This is a genomic window from Paenibacillus sp. 1_12 (genome assembly GCF_900114475.1).
Lineage (GTDB): Bacteria > Bacillota > Bacilli > Paenibacillales > NBRC-103111 > Paenibacillus_S.
Window position 1 is genome coordinate 182,603 of record NZ_FOTE01000003.1, and the last position, 21,714, is coordinate 204,316.

The 21,714-nt window shown below is 44.8% G+C and carries 26 protein-coding genes; 23 read left to right on the top strand and 3 right to left on the bottom strand.

From position 1 onward, the window contains the following. Positions 1-243: 243 nt before the first annotated feature. The 21 genes from BM210_RS08405 (at position 244) to BM210_RS08505 (ending at position 16,351) form a co-directional block, all read left to right on the top strand. On the top strand, positions 244-771 hold the full coding sequence (locus BM210_RS08405) for a sigma-70 family RNA polymerase sigma factor (protein WP_177237714.1): 528 nt from the start codon (positions 244-246) through the stop codon (positions 769-771). A 294-nt stretch (positions 772-1,065) separates the two neighbouring features. Further along, positions 1,066-1,551 (top strand): phage neck terminator protein, encoded by a 486-nt coding sequence (locus BM210_RS08410; RefSeq protein ID WP_091167045.1) that lies wholly within the window; start codon positions 1,066-1,068, stop codon positions 1,549-1,551. Positions 1,552-1,563: 12 nt separating this feature from the next. Further along, positions 1,564-2,583 (top strand): DUF3383 family protein, encoded by a 1,020-nt coding sequence (locus tag BM210_RS08415; protein WP_091167046.1) that lies wholly within the window; start codon positions 1,564-1,566, stop codon positions 2,581-2,583. 47 nt (positions 2,584-2,630) lie between these two features. After that, entirely contained in the window at positions 2,631-3,026 is a 396-nt protein-coding gene (locus tag BM210_RS08420) for a phage structural protein (protein WP_091167048.1), read from the top strand. Positions 3,027-3,073: 47 nt separating this feature from the next. Then, positions 3,074-3,367: a hypothetical protein gene (locus BM210_RS08425; protein ID WP_091167050.1), complete on the top strand. Its 294-nt coding sequence runs from the start codon at positions 3,074-3,076 to the stop codon at positions 3,365-3,367. Continuing rightward, positions 3,348-3,545, top strand: a complete 198-nt coding sequence (locus BM210_RS08430) for a hypothetical protein (protein WP_091167051.1) — start codon at positions 3,348-3,350, stop codon at positions 3,543-3,545. The genes BM210_RS08425 and BM210_RS08430 overlap by 20 nt, the downstream gene beginning before the upstream one ends. Before the next feature lie 45 nt (positions 3,546-3,590). Next, entirely contained in the window at positions 3,591-6,050 is a 2,460-nt protein-coding gene (locus BM210_RS08435; protein WP_091167053.1) for a phage tail tape measure protein, read from the top strand. A 2-nt stretch (positions 6,051-6,052) separates the two neighbouring features. Further along, on the top strand, positions 6,053-6,478 hold the full coding sequence (locus BM210_RS08440) for a phage baseplate protein (RefSeq protein ID WP_091167055.1): 426 nt from the start codon (positions 6,053-6,055) through the stop codon (positions 6,476-6,478). 90 nt (positions 6,479-6,568) lie between these two features. Beyond that, a complete protein-coding gene (locus BM210_RS08445; protein WP_091167656.1) occupies positions 6,569-6,925 on the top strand; it encodes a phage baseplate plug family protein in 357 nt (118 codons plus the stop codon). Then, complete coding sequence (locus tag BM210_RS08450) at positions 6,918-7,715, top strand: phage protein (protein ID WP_091167057.1); 798 nt, start codon at positions 6,918-6,920, stop codon at positions 7,713-7,715. Before BM210_RS08445 ends, BM210_RS08450 begins: the two co-directional genes overlap by 8 nt. After that, positions 7,712-8,161: a Gp138 family membrane-puncturing spike protein gene (locus BM210_RS08455; RefSeq protein ID WP_091167058.1), complete on the top strand. Its 450-nt coding sequence runs from the start codon at positions 7,712-7,714 to the stop codon at positions 8,159-8,161. The genes BM210_RS08450 and BM210_RS08455 overlap by 4 nt, the downstream gene beginning before the upstream one ends. After that, positions 8,143-8,502 (top strand): DUF2634 domain-containing protein, encoded by a 360-nt coding sequence (locus BM210_RS08460; protein ID WP_091167060.1) that lies wholly within the window; start codon positions 8,143-8,145, stop codon positions 8,500-8,502. Before BM210_RS08455 ends, BM210_RS08460 begins: the two co-directional genes overlap by 19 nt. After that, positions 8,492-9,667 (top strand): baseplate J/gp47 family protein, encoded by a 1,176-nt coding sequence (locus BM210_RS08465; RefSeq protein ID WP_091167062.1) that lies wholly within the window; start codon positions 8,492-8,494, stop codon positions 9,665-9,667. The genes BM210_RS08460 and BM210_RS08465 overlap by 11 nt, the downstream gene beginning before the upstream one ends. Continuing rightward, positions 9,660-10,301, top strand: a complete 642-nt coding sequence (locus BM210_RS08470) for a hypothetical protein (RefSeq protein WP_091167063.1) — start codon at positions 9,660-9,662, stop codon at positions 10,299-10,301. The genes BM210_RS08465 and BM210_RS08470 overlap by 8 nt, the downstream gene beginning before the upstream one ends. Before the next feature lie 18 nt (positions 10,302-10,319). Beyond that, a complete protein-coding gene (locus BM210_RS08475) occupies positions 10,320-10,763 on the top strand; it encodes a hypothetical protein (protein WP_091167065.1) in 444 nt (147 codons plus the stop codon). Between the two features lie 38 nt (positions 10,764-10,801). Further along, positions 10,802-13,339 carry a DNRLRE domain-containing protein gene (locus BM210_RS08480; protein WP_091167066.1) on the top strand — a complete coding sequence of 846 codons (2,538 nt, stop codon included), beginning with the start codon at positions 10,802-10,804 and terminating at the stop codon, positions 13,337-13,339. Between the two features lie 73 nt (positions 13,340-13,412). Then, complete coding sequence (locus BM210_RS08485) at positions 13,413-13,688, top strand: hemolysin XhlA family protein (protein ID WP_091167068.1); 276 nt, start codon at positions 13,413-13,415, stop codon at positions 13,686-13,688. Between the two features lie 54 nt (positions 13,689-13,742). Then, the gene (locus BM210_RS08490) at positions 13,743-14,066 is read left to right on the top strand and encodes a hypothetical protein (RefSeq protein ID WP_091167069.1); all 324 of its coding nucleotides are present in this window, start codon (positions 13,743-13,745) and stop codon (positions 14,064-14,066) included. Next, the gene (locus BM210_RS08495; protein WP_091167071.1) at positions 14,063-14,677 is read left to right on the top strand and encodes a glycoside hydrolase family 73 protein; all 615 of its coding nucleotides are present in this window, start codon (positions 14,063-14,065) and stop codon (positions 14,675-14,677) included. Before BM210_RS08490 ends, BM210_RS08495 begins: the two co-directional genes overlap by 4 nt. Positions 14,678-14,987: 310 nt before the next feature. Then, entirely contained in the window at positions 14,988-15,422 is a 435-nt protein-coding gene (locus tag BM210_RS08500; protein ID WP_091167072.1) for an NfeD family protein, read from the top strand. Next, positions 15,422-16,351: an SPFH domain-containing protein gene (locus BM210_RS08505; protein WP_371263442.1), complete on the top strand. Its 930-nt coding sequence runs from the start codon at positions 15,422-15,424 to the stop codon at positions 16,349-16,351. Before BM210_RS08500 ends, BM210_RS08505 begins: the two co-directional genes overlap by 1 nt. Before the next feature lie 230 nt (positions 16,352-16,581). Here BM210_RS08505 and BM210_RS08510 read toward each other — a convergent pair whose 3' ends face one another. Further along, positions 16,582-17,130 carry a dihydrofolate reductase family protein gene (locus BM210_RS08510; RefSeq protein WP_091167074.1) on the bottom strand — a complete coding sequence of 183 codons (549 nt, stop codon included), beginning with the start codon at positions 17,128-17,130 and terminating at the stop codon, positions 16,582-16,584. 452 nt (positions 17,131-17,582) lie between these two features. Between BM210_RS08510 and BM210_RS08515 the strand changes: the two genes are divergently transcribed. Next, positions 17,583-18,395 (top strand): hypothetical protein, encoded by an 813-nt coding sequence (locus BM210_RS08515; protein WP_256223391.1) that lies wholly within the window; start codon positions 17,583-17,585, stop codon positions 18,393-18,395. An 84-nt stretch (positions 18,396-18,479) separates the two neighbouring features. Here BM210_RS08515 and BM210_RS08520 read toward each other — a convergent pair whose 3' ends face one another. Together BM210_RS08520 and BM210_RS08525 are read right to left on the bottom strand one after the other, a co-directional pair. Next, the gene (locus BM210_RS08520; protein ID WP_091167077.1) at positions 18,480-18,986 is read right to left on the bottom strand and encodes a GNAT family N-acetyltransferase; all 507 of its coding nucleotides are present in this window, start codon (positions 18,984-18,986) and stop codon (positions 18,480-18,482) included. 263 nt (positions 18,987-19,249) lie between these two features. Next, on the bottom strand, positions 19,250-19,861 hold the full coding sequence (locus BM210_RS08525; RefSeq protein WP_091167079.1) for a TetR/AcrR family transcriptional regulator: 612 nt from the start codon (positions 19,859-19,861) through the stop codon (positions 19,250-19,252). Positions 19,862-20,238: 377 nt separating this feature from the next. Here BM210_RS08525 and BM210_RS08530 point away from each other — a divergent pair, with 377 nt between their 5' ends. Further along, on the top strand, positions 20,239-21,711 hold the full coding sequence (locus BM210_RS08530; RefSeq protein ID WP_091167080.1) for a 4-hydroxyphenylacetate 3-hydroxylase family protein: 1,473 nt from the start codon (positions 20,239-20,241) through the stop codon (positions 21,709-21,711). Positions 21,712-21,714: the final 3 nt, after the last annotated feature.

Consider the following 21,714-nt stretch of genomic DNA (forward strand, 5'->3'; position numbering starts at 1 on the left):
AAAGATAGATAACTGTATGTTGCAGGGGTTATTTGCCTGTTTTTCCAGCTTTACCAAAGCGTGTTGTTTGATTAGTATTATAGCACAAGCCGATGAGGAGAGGTGGAAAATTGGATTTCGAGTAAAAGTAGTAAAGGGATTGCACTCGTAAAAGGGATAGGAAAGCTAGGATGATTTTTTTGTTGAGCAAGTGTTACCAAAAGGTATTTATTTTATATAAACCAAAATCAGGAGGTTATGCAAATGAATCCAGAAAGTCCAAATCAACCATGGCTCACCAATATAGCCGAGCTGAAGCAAGCTTACCGCAGCACCCATCATATTCTGATCAAGGCTAAAGAAGCTGCCCACCCTCCCGAGGAGCAGCAATTAATCGCGGAGATGATTGCCGATGTCAATTATGCCATTGAATGGATGCATACCGGCAAATGTCCGGGTAACCGCAGAGGTATTGAACGGAGGGCCGCTTATCAACGGGAAAAGCTCGTAGATCCGTTCCAAATGCAAATTTATATGCAGCAGTACAGTCCAGTAACGGACAAGCCTGCCGCGGTTACAGAGTTGCAAAGAATACAGATTGAACAGGCATTGGCCGGACTGAGCACCCGCGAACGGGAATGCTATGAGCTTCATCATGGGATGAGTTATTCCTTAAGCGAGATCGCAGAATTGCTGGGCGTGAAAAAAGGAACCGTACAAGGTTATGTGCAGACAGCGAGTAAAAAAGTAGTGCAAGCGAAGCAAGGTGAACATAAGGAGCATCAGAGTTAAGGAGACACGAGGGCTAGTGTAGACTGCCGCCAGGCGATGTACTGCAAACCATTGGCAAGCTTGAACGAACAGCCCCTTACGACTGCCACCTAATAATGAGAACAGAATACGAACAAGTGTTCTTGTTTTGAAACAAAAGCTTGATCATGCAGGACGCAGCAGGAGCCCAAGCAGGAAAGGAGCAACCCAAGTTGACGAGTAAGAAGAAGAGTTGCCGACAGCAGTCGCGTTCGCCCGCTTTCAACCAAACAAGGCTTGCCAGTCATCTTCGTCCAGTGGAAGGCAGGTGTGCCCATGATTGATCTGGAGCTGATTCAATCGGTAATCGTGGGTGGCTTGACTGCTCATCTGGGTATTCCGGTCGTGAAGGTGGATGCAGCAAGGCCAGAGCAATATCCGTATATCATGTACAGCTATTCCGGGCCTATTACATTTCCAGATAGTACACCAGCCATGACACTTGTTGCAGCTGGCGCTGAAGAAGTGATGGAGCGTTACACGGAGCAGCCTACTTGCCGTATCAGCTTGAATTCCTGCTCGAACCAACAGCTGGAAAGCTGGACGAATGCGATTCGGATGCACGACTGGTTCCGTGTCGTCGGGCACGATGTTTTAAAGCAGGGGGCCGATCTGGTCGTGGTGCAGGCTGGAAAGATTAAAAACCGCGATACGGCTATTGAAGGTGTATGGGAGCGAAGAAGTCAATTGTATGTGACCTTTCGAACCGCAAGTGTAGTGGATATGAATCAAGGGACCATTCAAACAGTAAATTGGAAATAGGGAGGAATTAACATGGCCAACACAACAAAAGACGTAACGGTTGTCATCGATATTCAAAAGCCCGTAGGGCGTTTAGGATTTGGTAAGGTACTTATTCTCGGAGCAAAAGCAGGCGGCTCCGTTTATAAAGAATACACCGATTTGGCGGGTGTTAAAACGGATTTTATCGAAACCACAGAGGAATATAAAGCGGCACAGGCGATTTTTGCCCAAGGCGATCAAGCACCTTCCGTGATTGCTATCACTTGCCACAATTCAACAACAGGCGAGTCCGAAGAAACACTGGTTCAACGATTGCAGGCTGTTCTGGATAAAGACTGGTATTTCCTGGTCAGTACCTCCGCTGCCAAGGTTGATGTGCTTGCTGTTGCCGATGAGATTGAAGCCGATGGGACTCATCAATTCTTCACCCGTTCGTCAAGCTTGACGGATTTGGCGGCAATCAAAGCTAAGGATTACACCCGTACGACCGTTCTCTATCATACGACGACCGCAAATTATCCCGAAGCGGCATGGGTTGGAGCAGCAGGCTCGGCACCTGTAGGCAGCATCACTTGGAAATTCAAGAAGTTGAACGGTATTCAACCATTGGAGCTGTCCAGCAGCGAGTTGTTGGCGATTCATAATCTGGGCGCGAACACTTATATCACCAAAGCCGGTGATGCGGTAACGACAGAAGGCCGGGTTGTCGATGCGGAATATATCGATATTATCCACGCCAGAGATTACGTGAAGTTTTCCATCGAATATGGGATTCAAAAGCTATTGAACAGCACGCCAAAGGTTCCTTACACCACAGCGGGTATTGCCCAAATCGAGGGTGTAGTCAAAACGGTGCTTCAGCGTGCCCATAATCAAGGCATTATCGCAAGCGATGAGGATGGTATCGGTTTGTATGGAACCACATTCAAATCACGTGATGAGGTTGACCCGGCTGACCGTGCAGCGCGCAGCTACAATGATGGCTCTTTTTACTTCGAGCTTGCTGGTGCCGTGCATGATGCAACGATCCATGGGGTTATCCAATTTTAAGAAATAGACACTTTTATGATGTAATCCAATTCTAAGGAGGAATAACAATGGCTACAACAACTTACGATCCAAAGAACGTTTCAATTACCGTAGACGGTGTGTTTATGACCGGGCTCGGCGAAAGCATGGTGGAAGTATCCAAGGATGAAAATAATTATGATACCAAGGTAGGCGCTTTGGGTGACGCGATACGTACCAAGATTAATAACAGCTTGGGCACGATCAAAATCACGCTGCAGCAAACGAGTCCGCAGACGACATTTCTCGACAATTTGGCTAATACCGGTAAATTGGTTCCGATCAGCATTATTTCGTACAACGAGCCGAAGCAAACGACCACGGTAACGCAGGCTTTTCTAAAAAAGCAGGCTGACCGCAAGTATGGCAAGGATGCCGCAGAGCGTGAATATGAATTCCAGGCCATGGATCTTAATTTGGCGTAAGCCATAGCAGTTGCACATCCATAACAATTTGAAGGAGTGATTGCTCGATGAGCAACTTTAAGCAAAAGAACTACACTTCCCGCAGTGGGAAATCGTATATGTTTCAGTTTCCGGGTGTACGTGCGGCTGCGCAAATCAGCGACCGCGTAAAGAACAAGTTCGGCGTCCCGCAGGAAGAAAAGCTTGCTGAGGAAATGATGAAGAACGTCATCGTCGAGCCGAAGATTTCGTGGGATTACTTTGGCAGCGACAAAAAGGAATTCAACGATGTGATTGCGGCCTCCTTCCGTTTCCTTGAAGGCGAAGACGAGGAAGCATCGGATGACCATAACCAGGAATGAAGCGCGTCAGCGGGCTGAGCGTAACTGGGCGATGTGGCGATTGCTGCTGAGTGATATGAATATCACCTACAGCGAGCTGAACCAGATGGACCAGGACGATCTGGCCGAAGCCAATGCGGCGCTCGATATGTACATCGAGATGATGGAGAAAAATATGGAGAAATCGAAGAAGCGCTGATAGGCGCTTCTTTGTTTCTTTTGAGGGGAAAGGTGGTGGAGGGGTATGGCAGCTTCAATAACATTCAAAGAAAGTTTGGAGAAATTAGGGAAAAGTACATCTGCAGGAATAGGTATTGCTTTTGATAATATTAGCACATCTATTTGGAAAGCAGCCACTGAATCGGAAAGATCACTTAATATTATTAAAAAAGGAACCGGAGCAACCAGCACAATATTAGGGGATTTAATGACAAGTTATAAAAAAGTGGGCTCAGAGGTACCTGATGAAATGAATGCTGTGGCTACGGTTATAGCAGCGATTCATAAGAAAACGGGTGCAACTGGAACGAGCCTAGAGGAAATGTCAGGAAAAATATTAAGGTTAGGATCTCTAACAGGAACTAGCACGAGTATCATGTCTACTTCTATGACGAGCGCAATGAAGGATTGGGATTTAGGCGCTGATCAAGGTGGCGCTATGTTTGACAAACTCTATTTTTTATCTCAGAAAACGGGTATGGGTGTTAACGTGCTTGCTGATAAAATGGTCAAATTCGGTGATCCAATGCGAAGATTAGGTTATGACTTTGATACCAGCGCAGCAATGATAGGGCAATGGACGGATAAAGGATTAGATGCAGACATGGTTCTAGCATCTTTCTCAACAGCTCTTGGGAAGATGTCCTCACAAGATATTCCTGACCCTGGCAAGGGGCTAGAGTCATCAATTCAAAAAATAAAAGAAGCTTCAACAATGGCTGAAGCCTCAGGCTTGGCTATGAAAGTTTTTGGTGAAGCAAGTGGTCCTACAATGGCTTCAGCTATCCGTGAAGGTAAGTTGGAATTGGGCAATCTATTAAATGAAATGAAAAATTCCAAAGGCATTATCGATAATGTTTCCAAGGATACTGAAACGTTAGGAGATAAGTTCACTGTTTTAAAGAAAAATACAATCAATTCACTATCACCTCTAGGTGATAAACTGATGGAATTGGCAAATAAGAACTTTCCTCTCCTTACAAAAGCTATTGAAAGCTTGTCTGCTTGTTTTGATAATATGAGCCCATACATTAACAAATTCCTTGACGGTCTTGGTGAAAACATACCAGGTGTTATAGATGGAATAATTGAATCGATAAACTTTTTAAAGAGTCACCTTGAAATACTCGGTCCTGTGGTAGGTGTAGTTGCCATAGTGTTTGGTACGGCTTTGACTGCCTCCTTATGGAGCGTTGCTGTGGCTGAATGGGCAGCGATTTCTCCATTGTTGCCTTTTATAGCTGCTGTTGTCGGTCTTGGTGCTCAAATAGCCTTGTTGGGTTACATGTGGAAAACGAATATGTTCGGCCTTCGAGATACGGCAAGTAATGTATTGGGTTTTGTGACAGGCATATTTAATAAATATAGTAATTATATGAGTTCAATAATGCCTTATATACTCCAGATTGTTGCTGTTGTTTGGCCCATGATTAAGACCTTAATCGTTACGGACTGCATGGTTATTTGGGGTATTATCAAGCTAGTTTTCACCCATGCTTATAATATGATTTCATGGTTTCTGACAGCTTTATTTAATATTATGGGAATCATCTGGAATTACAGTACAGGTATGTTTAAAGTATTTCTACAGCTCTTAACTTTGGATTTTTCGGGGGCTTTGCAAACATGGCTGGATACATTTAAAAATGTTGGAATGGGAATAGCACAATTTGTTACTGACTTTATTTCTGTTTATATTTCAGCTTTTTCCCTTGGTGTGGATATTATTACTAATAATCTAAGAACTTTCTTAGATACTGTTATTTTTGTGTTTACTACTATAGGTGGGTTAGTAGGTTTAATTTTTGACATCTTCACTAGCTTCCTCACAGTAATATGGCAATTACTAACAGGTAATGGTGATGAAGCAAAGCTTACTGTACAACGCACTTTTGAAGAAATTGTTGACTTTCTTAATGGAATTCTCAATGGAGTTACTACTATTGGCAGTAATTTTGTTGAAGGAATTATAACTGGCATAGTGAATGCATTCCCAAACTTATCAAATACAATTGTATCAATTGGACAAGCGATGCGAGATGGAATCAGGTCATTTCTTGGAATCAAATCACCTTCTAAAGTTATGATGGAAGTTGGGTATTGGACAACTGAAGGGCTCGTATCTGGGCTAGAAAATGGTGAAAACAGCGTAATCGGGTCATCAGAAAAGATAGCCGAAGCTGTTGTGAATCCTTTTGAAAATGGGATTTCTCATTACGGCTTTAACTCTGATCAAACAATTGACCTGACTTACGATACAGCAAAAATTCCTGCAAGCTCTCCAGCTATACCGCCAGCGGCTTACTATAACAGTCCTACCGCATTTAATAATGCCGCAAATACAGAAATAAATCCCGTTATCAATATTACGCTCAACGGAGACAGCAATGAGTCAACTGCTAAGGATATCGCTGAAAAAGTTAAACTTGCCATTCAAGAAGTATTCGAGAGCGCATCACGCAGGCAAGGAATTGCGGGGGGATAATCATGGCAACTATTAACGATTATAAAGTGATGGTCGAAACCGAAGATCCATCTTACGACATTGAGGTCACTGAGCAGCCCATTGAGGATGGACTGGATTTGGTGGATCATGTACGCACAAAAGCAAGAACGATGAACATCAGCGGTTTCATTGTCGGTGAGGATGCTGCTCAAACCAGAGAAGGACTTTTGAACCTAATGCAGTATGGCTCTATTGTAAACTACCAGGGACGTAATTCATTTGTCGGCATTTTGACCAGCTTTCGCAGTTCGCATACGCATCAGATTGAGAATGGAATGTCGTTCACAGCGAGCTTGAAGGAAGTGCGTACAGCAACAGCTTCTGTAATTCGTGAAGTATCGCTTGAAGACGGAGCAGAGATTAATCCGGTAAGTAATATGGGAAGACAGGATTCGACTGAATTGTAAAGCTTCGATTTTACGCGGGGATCGACTTGTGGAAGTGAAAGTTCTATTTTGAATATAAGCGTGAATTTGATGTATGGGCTGGAGCCTGAGATGAGCTTTAAGTCCTGGGAGGTGTTTGAACTGGCACTCATTATTAATATTGACAAGAAAAAAATTCCTTATCGTTTTGAAATATTGCTTGCAGGCTCGCTTTTTGAAATGGAGTTTCACTATAATCCTGATTTCAATTATTTTACTGTCGATCTTTTTAAAAATAAAGAGCTTATCGTTTTCGGAGAAAAGCTTGTATACGGGTTACCATTATTCCATGACATCGTTGATTCGAGACTTCCTGATGTAGGTTTGATTCCGCTTGATGCATCAGGTCAGACTGTGGAAGTTAACGCACAGACTTTGGGAGAGACTGTATTTCTTACTGTCGTGGAATGGGAGATGGCATATGGTTAATTTCGGCAGGAAAGTGGAGATTCAATCTGGTTCGAGATCCTTAACCAATCAGGATTTTACTATAGAGTTTACAGTTCCCTTTGATAATGACCTGCTGCCTAACGAAAGCGAGATTAAAATTTATAATCTTACAGATGATACGATAAAAGAATTTGAAGTCGGCAAGAAGCTGATTATTAACGCAGGTTATACGGGCAATGTAGGCATGATTCTGCAAGGCGTTATTTCCAATAAGGTTACTCAGTACAGTGGAGTAGACAAAACAACCACAATTCATGTATTGGACGCTGAGAATAAGGACAAAAGTGAAGTAAAAGATATTGCCTTTGCCAAGGGAACGCCCGCAAGCAAAATTCTTGACCAAATGACATCAGAGCTTGGGATTCATGTGGCTCAATTCTTTTTGAACGAGGATTTCGTTTATGAGGAAGGTTATACGGCGACAGGCAGGATTACGGATATTATCAAAAAAATTGCCGCCGACTGTGGCACCAGCGCATACGTGAACAAAGGACAGCTTTACATTCGAAATTTGCGCCATGGTAACGATGCAGCGATAGCGCTTTCAGCTGAGTCAGGCTTGATTGGGCAGCCGGAATCTTTTGATGAAGGAGAATATGGATTTGAAGGACTTAGGCTCAAATCACAGCTGCAGCACCGCATTACTACGGCTACGGTCATTAAGCTGAATTCTAAGCGCTACCAAGATACAACTTTGCATATCCGAAAAGGGTCACACAGATGCACCGGCTCAGATTTTGTCACGGAAATGGAGGGGATTTATCCTTGAGTATCGTTGATCCGGGAAGTGCTGTGAATGCGTTCGTGGTTGGGATGCTGGAGAAAGCATTTGATGATTTGTATGTATGTTTTCCATGCAGGGTCATTTCCTTCCACCCTGGAAGCTGTAGAGCCGTTGTTCAACCTTTAGTAAAAGCGGGTAGTACAAGCCCAGCACTCATTCAAAATGTATCGGTGCTTGGACAGAAATTCAAGATCAAGGAATATGAACAAACGATTATTGATGAAGGTGTTGAACGCACAATTACTATGAAGGAGCATGAGGCGGTTTGTATTCCGAATGTGAGTGCGGGAGATACGGTTGTTGTGGTTTGTGCTGATGTGGAAATTAAAAACACGCTGTCAGGTCAAGTTGCTTCGCCAGACAGCAAGCGTAGACATAGTAAAAATGATGCTGTAATCGTGGGGGTACTGCCATGGAGTCTTTTAAGCTAATTAATGGTGATCTGGTTATGGAGCTGGGGGAGCTTGTGTTGGTGGATGGGCGAGAAGAGCTTGCCCAATGCGTGAAAAACGTGCTCGGTACAAATAAGGCTGAATGGTTTTTAAATCGAGGTATGGGAATCAAATTCAACGCCTTTCTGGAGAAAAACTTAAATGAAGAGGAAATGCGCGAGCAGATTCGGCAAGGCTTGTTTCAGGAACCGCGTATTAAGACGGTCGATAAAATTACTTTCGATTATGATACCAAAAACCGGACGATGGATGTACGATTCGCCGCTACAGCCGTTGATGGTCAAAAAGTAGAAGGCGAGGTGATTCAGAATGTTGGATAGTCAGGGCTTTAAACGAAAACGGTATGCTGACCTGATTGGGGAAATGGAAGCGAAAGCGCGGGAAGCCTATGGTGAAACCGTCAATACCTCCGAGAGATCGCCTTTGGGCATTTTGCTGCGCATCTTTGCCTGGTTTCTGAGTAAACCGTGGGAAAAGGCAGAGGATGTGTATTTTTCCGCATATATCAACACGGCGCAGGGTGTCCAGCAGGATCGTCTCGGACCTCATGTTGGGATCACAAGAATTGCTGAGCAGTACGCTTCGGGTCGTGTCGATTTTGTCGGAACAGCAGGGTATACGATCCCATCCGGATTTTCCGTCCGTACCCCAACGGGGATATATTTTACAACAGTAAGCAGTGTGACTCTCGATGGGACAGGTATGGGGACAGGAGCTATCCGTGCTTCCGTCGCAGGAGCTCGCGGTAATGTAGCAGCAGGGACAATCATTGAAATTGTGAATCCGAATCCCAATGTCACTTCAGTATCGAATGCTATGTCTGCTGCGGGTGGCAGGGAAAAAGAGACCGATCCCGAATTCCGCGAACGGTTCACACTATCTGTATCTGGCGGTGGGGCGGGTACTCTGGATTCCATTCGCGGTGCATTGCTGCGTGTTTCCGGTGTACGTGCTGCGACGATCATCGAAAATACTTCATTGCTCACAGACGCAGACGGGCGGCCAGGCAAAAGCTTTGAGGCTTATGTGTTGGGAGGCGATTCAGATGCGATTGCACAAAGTATTTTGGATACGAAGGCTGTCGGCATTGAGTCCTATGGGGCTGTGTCGCGGATTGTGACCGATCTGTCAGGCTCTCCTCATACGATCAAATTCAGCTATGCCGAGGAGGTTGCCATTCATGTGCGTGCGAACATCAGAAGCAACGCTCAATATCCTGCAGATGGCAATGCTCAAATACGCTCGGCTGTCATTCGGTACATTGGTGGAGAGGACAGCGATGGATCATTATACAGCGGCCTGGCTATGGGAAATGACGTGATTTATACGAAGCTGATCAGTGCGCTCTACAAAGTTGAGGGTGTTGAAGACGTGAGTCTGCAAATTGCAGCAGCTGGCGGCTATGAATCGGACAATATTGCAATTTCCAGCAACCAGGTGGCTCAGGTGATTCATAGTGATATTGAGGTGGTCAGTCATGCTTAATGTCCGCGACATGCTGAGGCTATTAACGGATAACTATAATAAAAGTCCACGGGGCAATATCGGCAAGCTTCTATCCATTGTGAATGATCAGCTGAACGACTTGCTGCAAACTCTGGATACAATGGAGAAGTGGCGGGATATTGATTTGGCAGAGGGCACGACTCTGGATGGTATTGGCCAAAATGTTGGGCAACCGCGGGGAGCGGCATCGGATCAGGTATACCGAATTTTGATCAAAACCAAAATCGCTCGTAACCTATCGCGTGGAGATATGAATACGGTAATCCGGGTTATAGCAATGGCTGTCAAAGCTGATTACTCTGAGATTGAAATTCAGGAAAAATATACAGATGCCTTCGACCCCGAGCCTGCTGCCATCTCGCTGCTGAGGCTCCCATTAAGTCGGATTAGTGATTCGGAAATCGATTTGAGACAATTTGCCCGTATTATTCAGAGAACCGTTGCTGCGGGTGTAAGGGTCGATGCGGTTGAACTGCAAGGGACTTTTTCGTTTGCAAGCGGTGATGATGTAGAACTGGATACGGCTGTCGGTTTTGCTGGTGTCGATCAGACTACAGGTGGCACGTTAGGCGCGGTTTTCACCCCTTCTGTAGAAACGGATTTACCTATATAAATAAGGAGCGTGGATAGCATGGCTTTTGAAAAAGAACTACCCGAATGGAAAGCAGCCGGCATCGAGCCGCCACTGACGAAACGCAATGAAGGCTGGAAACCTGGTGAGAAACCGCCGGCTGACTGGTTGAACTGGACACAGAACAAGACGTATGAAGCTTTGAAGGAGTTGCAGGAGAAGGCAGTTCCTTCAGATTCTCCAACATTCACAGGTCCTCTAACTGTACCACGACTGATTTCAACGGTAGCGACAGGTACAGCACCTCTTACTGTAAACAGTGAGACTCAAGTTGATAATTTAAATGCGGATATGGTGAATGGCTTCCGATTGAATCAAGGCGTGAGAACAACGGATTCGCCAACGTTTGCAGGGCTGAAAACAAACAAATTCGTGCTTCCTGTGAGAACTTCTGACCCCGTATCACCAGAAGTTGGGGAAACTTGGTTTAGAAGTGATCTGTAGCTACAAACACCTTGCTGTTTGGAAAGGAGACGAAATAATTGGCGACTATAACACTTAACCCAATTGCGGATACTTATACAGCTCAAGCAAGTCCTACCACTAGCTACGGATCTAGCATAGAGCTAGTTGCTGGAATAATTAATTCTAAATATCTAGATGCTTATATGAATTTTAATGTACCAGCGCATATTCCTGCGGGTTCTGTAATAAACAGTGCGATACTAAAGATCTTTGTAACTGGTTATTCTGGTACTAAAGGATTTTCTGTTGGAGCACTAAGCAGTGCTATGACAGAATCAATGACCTATAACAATGCAATAGGTTCATCCGAATCAGGAAGAGTAAATTTTATACCTTCAACTAGCTATGGAACGATTAGTATAAATATAACCAGTGTTATAAATTGGAATATGAATTATGGTGTGGAAATTTACGGGAATTATGGTCCAAGCGTTGACTATCGTATTTCGTTTTACTCAAGAGAATCTGGTGTGCCTCCTCAACTTGTGATTGATTTCACTCCGCCTAATTCCCCTCCTTATGCACCAAATCTTAATTCACCAGTTCATGGAGGATGGAACAATATAGGAAGTCCTACAGTCAGTTGGGGATTTAATGATCCTGATGCTGGAAATTATCAAGGAGCTTGGGTAGTTCATATTTTAGAGCACTATTCGAATTCAGTTGTGAGGGATACAGGCTGGGTAGATGGACAAGCCCAATCCTGGGTTATATCACCAGCTTTGCCTGATGGTACGTATCGATATAGAGTCCTAACTAAAGATCAAAGTGGAGCAATTGGTCCTTGGTCCTGGGAGCCTTACTTTTATGTTGACACCACTCCACCAACAGCATCTGGTTTAGATGGAACTAAGTATGGTGCAGGTGGTGTTAGATATCACCTTAGTGATGTAGGCGACATTATGGGTGTAAATAAAGTTCTTGCCTATATGTTACGAAATGATGGTTCTAATTGGATGGTGTATGAAGGAGCAGCAGTCAATAATGGTGGTGGATTATGGTATTATGACTTTCCAACTCCCTCTGATGGGGTACAAGGATACCATCTTGTCAGATTTCATGTAATTGATAACGCGGGAAACTATAGCGCAGGATACGATGCAGCGTATTATTATGATACTGTAGCACCTGTAGCGACCCTATATGCACCACTAGATGGGACTGCTACATCTGGCAGATTAGAATTTGCATGGAACTATAGTGATGCCACACCACAAAGCAGTTATCAAGTCCAAATAATTAATGGTTCATATACGGCAGTGATATGGGATTCCGGGATATTATCAGGGGCTGCAACATCATACTTATTACCGGATATTGGAGAAGGTATATTTTATGCACGCCTATATGTAACAGATTCCGCTGGTAATGTTAATTACCCGACTATGGAAGCTACAAGGCGATTATATATAGTGGATCGTACAGCGCCAACGATAGGTACATTAAGCCCACAACAATATACAAATGGGACAACAGCTACAGTTTATGTAGATGGTGTATCCGATAGTTTATCGGGAATTAGTTATGTACAAGTATATCAGGTTCGTCCCGACGGTACTTATTATGATATTGGAAATGCATCTCTCGTTAGTTCCGGTAAATATGCTATTGATGCAACTGGGATTGATAGTGAAGGCAACTGGAGATTTGATTTTCGCATATATGATAAAGCCGGAAATACAGCTGGAGGACCAGGATGGTATTATTCTGCTTACGTAATGCGCGATACAAGCAATCCAGTAGTCGGCAGCGGAGATGGTGACCGATATTCCAATCAAGCTACAGGAACAATAAGACATACCATTTCTAACGTTTCAGACGCTACTTCAGGAGTCATATCAGCTACGTTCCAGTTTAGAAAAAGCCTTGATAATGGATTGACTTGGGGAGCTTGGGGAACAGTCTTTAATGGCACTCTAAACGGCACAAGTTGGTACTATGATGTACCCATTAGTGGTGATGGTTACTATGAAATAGCCGCTATGGTATTTGATAGAGCCAATAATCAAAGTGGGTATTACTACATGCATACAACGGTGGACTCTGTTTTGGCGAATGATCCCAATCCTAAAGTAAAATATGGAACAACAACCGCCACCTTTACATGGGATGCGTTTTCTGATCCTAATCCTTCTTCAGGCAGAAATAGCACCGATTTTTATCTGTATGAATGGGACGGTACATCTATGGGAACAGTCATTCATGGAGGCGACGACATAGGGAATGTGACTACGTACACGCAAACAGGTCTAAAGGCAGGACAGAGGTATCGCTACACGGTTGCGTACCATGATAAGGCAGGAAATGAGAGTTCCTACACTTACAAAGAATTTATTACCAAAAAACAAATTGGCTCAAGGAAGATTCACAACGCTGGTGTAGATATCATGCTTCCTGTTTATGCTCTTGATTCTGGGGTGTTGGGATCAAAATCATATCGCGTAGCTTGTGGAGGCGGTGTTGTAGGGTGTTATGAGCTTGTTGATCCTTCAGACCCGAATGCATCATCGGAACGCATAAATACACCGCAGGGTGTTAAAGCATTAGCCAAATAAGAGGTTGAGTCTAGCCCTGCCCCCAAGCAGGGCTATTTTTTTCACAAGAAAGTTGGTGGAGGAGGAGAAAGTAATGGAAGAAGCCCAGAAGATTCAGGATCAGCTAACAAACGTGAGAATCGACCTGCGAGAGCTTTCTACGAAGATGGATACGCTGAAGGATTTGTCCAAAAAACTGGACGAAGTCGAGACCATTGCCAAGAAAGCGATGGAGTCAACGAAATCAGCGCATCGGCGGCTGGATAAGATTGATAAGCTGACAAGCTGGCTGGTCACTACCGTAATTGGAGCGATCATTCTGGCTGTGATCGGTTTTATTATCAAAGGAGGACTCAACACCAAACTATGATGGCTGTATGGAACGGATCTTAAAGAAGATAGTTAGGGGGAAAGGAGTGACAGGATGGAAGGGCAATTTTTTACATGGGAGGCGCTATCTGCGATGGGTGGGGCCTCTTTGCTGACTTTTTTTATTGTGCAATATACGAAAAACCAGATTGATCGGTGGCTGAAGGTGCCTACAGATATTTACGCAGTGATGGTTGCCTACGGGGTACTGCTGGCTTCGCAGTTGGCTATGGGTGCGAACGGCGGTGACTGGCGGCTGTATATGCTTAATTTTGCTAACTCTTTTTTGGTGGCAGCGGCGGCGGGGCATCTGCACAATAAATCTATTCACCCTCCAGAGCTTACGGAAATTAACGAAAAGGGAGAGCATAAAGCATGAACCCACAAGAATTTATTGAAAAGCTTGCACCCTGGGCCGTCCAGGAAATGAAGCGAACCGGCATCTTGGCCAGCATTACGATTGCTCAGGGCGCATTGGAAAGCGGTTGGGGAGCAGCTGCGCCAGGTAACAATCTGTTCGGTATTAAAGGTTCAGGACAGCTGCTGGAAACGCAGGAGTTTATTAACGATCATTGGCTGAAGGTAACGGATGGTTTCCGCGTTTATAAAGATTGGCTTGGTAGCGTATGGGATCATTCGCAGTTTTTAATCGAAAATGAGCGTTATGCGAGGGCTGGTTTTTTTGAGCGATGTACGGAACAAGATTATATAGGTGCTGCCAAAGCACTGCAAACCGCTGGTTATGCGACTGATCCGAGCTACGCCGATAAGCTGATTGCGATTATTCATATATGGGATTTACATGTCTGGGATGCAAGCAAGGATATGGAAAATGAGGTGGAGATCGATATGATGCTTCCCGAGGATGCCAATAAAGTGATTGCTTTTCTAAAAGCGGCTTATGCTGCTGTGGATGATGCGCAAGCCCAGCAGGAATTCCACCGTCTGGCCAACGAGCTGCGCAAGGTATCAGGACAGCCTGAGGAATGAATAGCAAAGCCTCCCCACAGATATATCGATAGTGTCAGCAATTTTTGACTGTCTGCCTATCAAACAAATTGCCTTTATATTATGGTAATAAATGGAATGACATTACCGTTTTGCATAGATGACAATTTCCAGCTGGAAATCGAATCTTCCCTTGTATATAGCGGATTATCGCACCTCTTGTCACATTCTGTTGGTAAATTTGCGGAATATATCCTTCAAAAAGAGGAAAGAAGCTGCTAGACGGCGAATAAGCTTAGTGTAGGGCACTAATGAACGATAATTAGGTAAGGCAAGAGGGGTGGCGTATACAATGGAACTATGGTCGATCTGGCTCATTATTGGCGGGGTACTGCTGGTTGCAGAGATGCTGACATTCACATTTTACTTACTGTGGCTTGGACTTGGTGCGGTCGTGGCTGCTGCTGTGGCCTGGTTTGCTCCCGATGCATTTGTGCTGCAAATATTGGCAGGCTGCGTGACAGCTCTCGTTCTCACCTTTTTTACGAAACCGCTCACACAGCGCTTCCGTACATCCAGAGGGTTCAAGGACGTTATTGACGAGATGATAGGCAAGCAGGGAATCGTGCTGGAAGCTATCGAGCCAGGCAAGCATGGGATCGTGAAAGTAGGCAATGAAACATGGAGTGCCTCTTCCAACGAACATTTGCTGAAGGATGAGATTGTCATTGTTGTTGAACGTGGTAATACAATAATAGAGGTTCAAAAATGGGGAGGTATTTCATAATGGGTGCTACAGTTGCTATTATTATTCTAATTCTTGTCATTGTATTCGTTGCATTAACGGTCAAAATCGTACCGCAGCAGCGCGTTGCAGTTGTGGAGAGACTTGGGAAATACAATCGTCTATTGACGCCGGGACTGAATATCTTGATTCCTATAGTCGATCAGGTACGTGTTCATCATGATTTGCGTGTCCAACAGGCGAATGTTCCTCCGCAAACGGTGATTACCAAGGATAATGTTCAGGTAAAAATCGATACGATCATCTTCTATCAGGTGGTGGGCCCAGAGCAGGCTACTTATGGAATTTCGGATTACGTTTATGGGGTTCGTAACATTAGTACAGCGACGATGAGGCAGATTATCGGTAAGCTGGAGCTGGATGAAACCTTATCCGGTCGTGAGAAAATATCCAGTGAAATTCGGATCGCGCTTGATGAAGCAACGGAAAAATGGGGCGTTCGTATAGAGCGAGTCGAAGTCATCGACATTCAACCACCGCTCGATATTCAAGAGTCCATGGACAAACAGATGAAGGCAGAACGTAGCAAACGTGCGATTGTTCTGGAAGCGGAAGCTGCCAAGCAGGATATGATTTTGCGGGCAGAAGGCGACAAGCAAGGTAAGATCCTCAAGGCTGAGGGGGATAAAGAAGCAAGAATTCGTCAGGCAGAAGGATTACGCCAAGCTCAGGAGCTTGAGGCTTTAGGTCAAGCCAAGGCGATTCAGGCGATTGCCGAAGCGGAGAAAAATCGGATTGAGCTGCTGCGTTCCGCGGGACTTGACGAGAATGTGCTTGCTTATCGTTCTTTAGAGACTTTGAGTGAAATCTCCAAGGGACCTGCCAATAAAATATTCATTCCTACCAAAGCTATTGAAACACTTGGTAGCATTGGGGCAATTGGGGAAATATTCAAAGCCAAAGAGTCTTGATTTACTGCACTCATCAAGCATGTGTAGATAGAATCTGAAGCATATGTAACTGGCCAGAGCATCGCAACTAAGAAGGGGCTGTATCTTATCCGAGATACGGCCCTTTTGTGAAGAGTAATCGTGTATCCAAAAATCTGGATGATTAACATTTGTACTGACATCAGCTTAGTATTAAATAACGGATCAGCGACTCGGAACCAGTATGAACTACTATTTTTGAACTGTTTTAATCATTTTGGGTTTGGTTGATAAGTAAGAACTGTGACCCCTGAACTGAACGTCTTCGTATCTACAAGCTGCAGAACCTTTTTTTCCTTGCCATCCTTAAAGATTCGCTTTCCGCTCCCCACAACTACTGGGAAAATCATGAGACGATATTCATCAATGAGATCATTGTGATGAAGCTCATTTACTAGATCGCAGCTGCCACACACTAAAATATCTCTGCCAGGTAGCTGCTTCAGCTTGTTAACTTCTTCAGTGATAGTCCCCTTTATTAGCTGGCAATTGTTCCAATCCACATGATCCAAAGTTTGAGAAACAACGTACTTGGTGTAGTCGTTCATCATCTGTCCGTATTCCCCTGTCTGCTCGATCATATTAGGCCAAGCCGCTGCGAAGCCCTCATAGGTCACTCGTCCCAGCAGGAGAGAGTCGCTCGCTTTAAGTTCATTGAACTTATACTGTTCCTGTTCACTGCTTTGGAATTGCCAAGTCCAGTCCGGATTCTCCATGACCCCATCTAAAGCCACAAATTCAGATACAACAACTTTTCTCATTGTAATTCGCCTCTTATTTCATCGAGATTGGCCTTCCATTAAATGCTAAGATTCTTTGTTATCTTACACTTATATATGAACGCATATACTTCAATGAATCGATCTGCTCAAACAGATATGTTGGATCATATAATGAAGCTGTTCCGGACTGAAATGTTGGAGGTACATACTATGGTCAATAATAGGGACTTCAATTTGAGACGAAATGGGGCATGCTGTCCATGAGAGTCGGGTATGCACGAACTGCTGCAGCTGAGTGGGTTATGCAGCACGCCAGCCGTGAGGAAGGGTTCCAAGGAGCGTATTTTAGTGGTTCAACGATAGGATTGCCAGATGACTCGGAGATGTCAGCGGCCTCGGATATCGATGTTATGATTGTCACCGCACAAGCTGAGCCTCCACTTAAGCTCGGAAAGTTCGTTTACCGCGGCACGCTGTTGGAGGCCACATATATGTCCTGGAATCAACTGGCATCGGTCGAGGAGGTCCTGACGTCCTATCACTTGGCAGGCAGCTTTCGCGTGGATACAATCATCGCTGATCCCACCGGACATCTACGCAGATTGCAAACAGAGGTATCTCGTCACTTTGCGGATCGGGTGTGGGTACGTCGCCGATGCGATAATGTGCGGCAGAAGATCGAGAACGGGCTGCGAGCTATCGACACCGCTGCACCGCTGCATGACCAGGTGACGTCTTGGCTGTTCCCGACTGGCGTGACTACACACGTCCTCCTGGTAGCCGCGCTTCGCAATCCCACTGTGCGGCTTCGTTACCTTGCCGCACGCGAAGTGCTGATGCAATACGGCCATGGCGATCTCTACCTTGATCTGCTGAATTTGCTCGGCTGCGCTCATCTGACCCCCGAACGTGTTGAGCACCATCTCACTGAACTTGAACAAACCTTTGACGTCGCTGCGGCTGTGGCCACAACACCATTCTTTTTCAGCACCGACATCAAAGCTACAACGCGATCGGTCGCAATCGACGGAAGCCGTGAACTTATTCGGGCAGGCTATCATCAGGAAGCGGTCTTCTGGATCGTCGCAACCTTTGCACGCTGTCATAAGATTTTAGCCGCAGATGCTCCACAAGACTTGCAAGATACACTCCTTCCAGCCTTTAAAGCAATTATCAACGACCTTGGCATCACTTCTACCAATACGATCATCCGCCGCGCCGATGAGGTTGTACAGTTCCTGCCCAGACTCTGGGAGACCACAGAGGCAATCCTGCTAGCCAACCCAGACATCGTGATGGAATAATAGTGATGTCCAACAGCATTCTGCTGCGTGATTATGACTACGCTATCGGAGACCGTTAGCGTAGTGTCTTGTCTACTTGACCCATTATGGGTTAAGTCTTTTCCCCAAAATGACTAAATCTCTTTCAATTCCATCCAAATTAGCAATCCGCGGCAAATAGCCCCATTCTTCAAACTGGAATTTTTGGAGAAGCGCCAGACTGGCCTCGTTATGTGCAAACACAAAGCCGACTAAAGTGCTTAATTTCAGTCTGGGAGCCTCCTCGATGGCTTTTGCGATCAACAGGCTTCCGAGTCCCTTAGACCTGTAAGACTCTGCTATGTATACACTGATCTCCGCTGTTGCGTTATAGGCAGGCCTGCCGTAAAACGATTGATAGCTCAGCCATGCGACAATTTGATCTTCATGCTTCACGATCCATAAAGGTCTGAAATCGGGAGAATGCTCCTCAAACCATTTATGTCTGCTTTCCACTGTCACAGGCTCCAAATCTGCGGTTACCTTTCGTCCGGCTACGGTTGAGTTGTAAATTTCGATAATTTTATTCAAATCCTCAAGCTTTGCGTCCACGATCTTATATTCATTGTGCATGTGTAGACCTCCGTATAATTTATATTATTTCTATATCAGATGAACTCAAGAAACACATAGCCCGAGCGGAGAAAGCGGACCCGTCTGGAGAAACGAAGTGTTCGCCTTTGCAGACTGATTCTTACCCCTTTGGGGCTTAGAATAGAAAGAATCCGGCTGCAACAGCGATTGGAAGAAGGGTCTGCTTTCGCAGAGCCTCCCTACTGTCCAGATGTTGGCTTCATCTTATTTAGTGTTTCCAAGGTTGATTCTGTTAAGCGGGGTCAATCGAATAATCCCATCGTTCTATACGTACCGAGCATAGTAAGTCGTGTAAGCTGTAAGGCCATGTATTGCGGGGTGTACATCGTTGGATCATTAATCCAATTTAGGATAACTCCCATTACGGATGAGCTTGAATAATTAAGTAAAATATCCAACGGAACCGACAACTTCTGCTCCATTTTCATATTGGAAATTTTGGCATAAAAGCTTTCCCTAATCACCTCGTATAATTTAAGGGTGAAATGCTCCGGCTCCAGTTTGGTCAGCATGGCCTGGTAAAACCTTTTGTTATCCGTTAAATGAGTAAACAGTACCATGAAGAACGGATCGGGCTCGTCAAAGCTCCCCGTGTAGGTTAGGGCGCTTGGGTGATCGGGACGGATGAGATGGGACAAGTCCTCCAGCTTTTCCTTAATCAGCTTGTCGAGTAGATCATATTTATCCTGATAATGAGCGTAAAAGGTAGACCTGTTCACATCGGCTCCGGTAGTGATGTCTTTTACGGAAATTGCGGAGAAGCCCTTTTCAAAAATTAAAGAAACGAAGGCGTCAACAATGGTGGTACGCGTTCTAAGGATTCGACGATCGGGATAGCGGGAATCCAGAATCATGATACACCTCCAATCTTAAAATTTAAAGTGGGTAAGTTCAACATAAATGAATAAAGTGTTGTAAAAGCAACAAAACAGAAAAATGTGTTGTTGTGATTGTCAGCCTCATCCCATATGGTTTTGACCGAAAAGGAAAAAACATTTATTAGCGCTAGACTCCTATCCTTACGTTTTCTTTCATTTTCTGTAGTTAGGGACACTTGCTGTATAAATGTTGAATAATCCCGCTATAACCAACATATGAAAAGTAAACTGTTGGATAATAAACATTTAAAGGGAAAATGGCGGTTGTACATTACCAATGGATTAGTATAATAATAAACATATTAAACCAACTTTATCAATGGGGATTATACGATTAATGAAGGAGACATAGTATGCCAACAAGAGGAGATCGTTTCATTTCTAGTTTGGCTGATGGGCGGAATGTGTGGCTGGACGGGAGTCGGGTCAACCATTTATCGGATCATGCCGCATTCCAAGGAACGCTCGGCACGATAAAAAGATTATTTAATCAGCTTGATGATCCGGCAGTCCGCGACCATGTAGGTTTTGCACCCCCAGAAAGGGAAGCCTACGCACACAGCTCTTTCCTGGTGCCGTATTCCGCAGCAGATCTTGCTAAGCGAAGCCAAGCCTTTCGTTATTGGTCTGATGAAACCCACGGGATGATGAGTCGATTATCCGACTATGGACGTTCGATGATTACAGGCTGGTATGCAGCGAGAAAACAATTAAACCAACTCGACCCGGACTTTGAATCGAAGATCACGTCCTATTATACGGAAGCCCGTGACCGGGATTTATTTTTGACAACCGCGATTCTGGATCCGCAGATTGACCGATCTGTGAGTTTGGATGATAGCCGTATTGCTGAACGATTTCTGCATGTTGTCAAGAAGACGAGTGAGGGAATTACGGTTCGGGGAGCGAAGATGATTGCTACTGGAGCTCCGTATACCCACGACTTTATCATATTTTCCTTCCTGCAATTTGATCAAAAGGATCGTGAGCATGCCCATATTTTGATTGTTCCGGCGAACTCTGCAGGACTGCACATTGTGTGTCGGGAGTCATTTGCGGATAGCAGAGAGCAGAATCACATCTTGAGCTCACGGTATGAGGAAATGGACGCGGTATTATTTTTCGATGATGTGTTTATACCGTGGGAGAGAGTGCTGTTGTATGGGGATTCGGAGGCGGTTTTGAAGCTGAGGGCTAATAAGACGGCTAACTCGCTTGCCTTTCATCAAACCATAGTCCGCTACGTATCGAAGCTGGAGTTCGTGACAGGAGTTGCTTTTGCCATAGCCGAAGCGATTGGTGTCAACGGATATTTACATATCCAGGAGAAGTTAGGTGAGCTGATCACCCAGATAGATACGATGAAGGCTCTTGTGATCGCCAGTGAGACGATGGCTAAGCATGACGAGTCAGGAGTGCTGGTGCCGGAAATTTCCTATATCGATACGGCCCGAAATATAGGTACGAAGTTTTATCCGCGTGCGATTGAAATTCTGCAGCAAATCGGAGGTGGTGGATTCGTACAAACGCCATCGGGGATGGAGGACTTTTACGGCCCTATATCCAAGCTGATGCATCTATACTTCGAGGGAGCTTCGATCAGTGCCGAGAAAAAAATACATTTGTTCAAGCTCGCCTGGGATTTGATCGGCAGTCCGCTGGGTGCAAGACATGAGCTCTATGAACGCTTCTACGCCGGGGATCCGGTTCGGGCTTACGCCAATCAATATGTGAAATCTGATAAAAACAGCTTTACGGATCCCGTATGGAAGCTATTAAAAGAAGCAGGCAAGCATGGGACCAAAAGGAACTATACCTATATATAAGAG

What these genes read in the sequence shown, in the direction of transcription:
- BM210_RS08490 (WP_091167069.1), top strand. Translation starts at nt 13,743, where the DNA reads ATGGAAGGGCAATTTTTTACATGGGAGGCGCTATCTGCGATGGGTGGG.
- BM210_RS08500 (WP_091167072.1), top strand. Translation starts at nt 14,988, where the DNA reads ATGGAACTATGGTCGATCTGGCTCATTATTGGCGGGGTACTGCTGGTT.
- BM210_RS08510 (WP_091167074.1), bottom strand. Translation starts at nt 17,130, where the DNA reads ATGAGAAAAGTTGTTGTATCTGAATTTGTGGCTTTAGATGGGGTCATG.
- BM210_RS08450 (WP_091167057.1), top strand. Translation starts at nt 6,918, where the DNA reads ATGGTTAATTTCGGCAGGAAAGTGGAGATTCAATCTGGTTCGAGATCC.
- BM210_RS08435 (WP_091167053.1), top strand. Translation starts at nt 3,591, where the DNA reads ATGGCAGCTTCAATAACATTCAAAGAAAGTTTGGAGAAATTAGGGAAA.
- BM210_RS08410 (WP_091167045.1), top strand. Translation starts at nt 1,066, where the DNA reads ATGATTGATCTGGAGCTGATTCAATCGGTAATCGTGGGTGGCTTGACT.
- BM210_RS08520 (WP_091167077.1), bottom strand. Translation starts at nt 18,986, where the DNA reads ATGCACAATGAATATAAGATCGTGGACGCAAAGCTTGAGGATTTGAAT.
- BM210_RS08525 (WP_091167079.1), bottom strand. Translation starts at nt 19,861, where the DNA reads ATGATTCTGGATTCCCGCTATCCCGATCGTCGAATCCTTAGAACGCGT.
- BM210_RS08530 (WP_091167080.1), top strand. Translation starts at nt 20,239, where the DNA reads ATGCCAACAAGAGGAGATCGTTTCATTTCTAGTTTGGCTGATGGGCGG.
- BM210_RS08405 (WP_177237714.1), top strand. Translation starts at nt 244, where the DNA reads ATGAATCCAGAAAGTCCAAATCAACCATGGCTCACCAATATAGCCGAG.
- BM210_RS08485 (WP_091167068.1), top strand. Translation starts at nt 13,413, where the DNA reads ATGGAAGAAGCCCAGAAGATTCAGGATCAGCTAACAAACGTGAGAATC.
- BM210_RS08420 (WP_091167048.1), top strand. Translation starts at nt 2,631, where the DNA reads ATGGCTACAACAACTTACGATCCAAAGAACGTTTCAATTACCGTAGAC.
- BM210_RS08415 (WP_091167046.1), top strand. Translation starts at nt 1,564, where the DNA reads ATGGCCAACACAACAAAAGACGTAACGGTTGTCATCGATATTCAAAAG.
- BM210_RS08475 (WP_091167065.1), top strand. Translation starts at nt 10,320, where the DNA reads ATGGCTTTTGAAAAAGAACTACCCGAATGGAAAGCAGCCGGCATCGAG.
- BM210_RS08465 (WP_091167062.1), top strand. Translation starts at nt 8,492, where the DNA reads ATGTTGGATAGTCAGGGCTTTAAACGAAAACGGTATGCTGACCTGATT.
- BM210_RS08430 (WP_091167051.1), top strand. Translation starts at nt 3,348, where the DNA reads ATGACCATAACCAGGAATGAAGCGCGTCAGCGGGCTGAGCGTAACTGG.
- BM210_RS08445 (WP_091167656.1), top strand. Translation starts at nt 6,569, where the DNA reads ATGAGCTTTAAGTCCTGGGAGGTGTTTGAACTGGCACTCATTATTAAT.
- BM210_RS08495 (WP_091167071.1), top strand. Translation starts at nt 14,063, where the DNA reads ATGAACCCACAAGAATTTATTGAAAAGCTTGCACCCTGGGCCGTCCAG.
- BM210_RS08505 (WP_371263442.1), top strand. Translation starts at nt 15,422, where the DNA reads ATGGGTGCTACAGTTGCTATTATTATTCTAATTCTTGTCATTGTATTC.
- BM210_RS08515 (WP_256223391.1), top strand. Translation starts at nt 17,583, where the DNA reads ATGTCCTGGAATCAACTGGCATCGGTCGAGGAGGTCCTGACGTCCTAT.
- BM210_RS08460 (WP_091167060.1), top strand. Translation starts at nt 8,143, where the DNA reads ATGGAGTCTTTTAAGCTAATTAATGGTGATCTGGTTATGGAGCTGGGG.
- BM210_RS08425 (WP_091167050.1), top strand. Translation starts at nt 3,074, where the DNA reads ATGAGCAACTTTAAGCAAAAGAACTACACTTCCCGCAGTGGGAAATCG.
- BM210_RS08440 (WP_091167055.1), top strand. Translation starts at nt 6,053, where the DNA reads ATGGCAACTATTAACGATTATAAAGTGATGGTCGAAACCGAAGATCCA.
- BM210_RS08470 (WP_091167063.1), top strand. Translation starts at nt 9,660, where the DNA reads ATGCTTAATGTCCGCGACATGCTGAGGCTATTAACGGATAACTATAAT.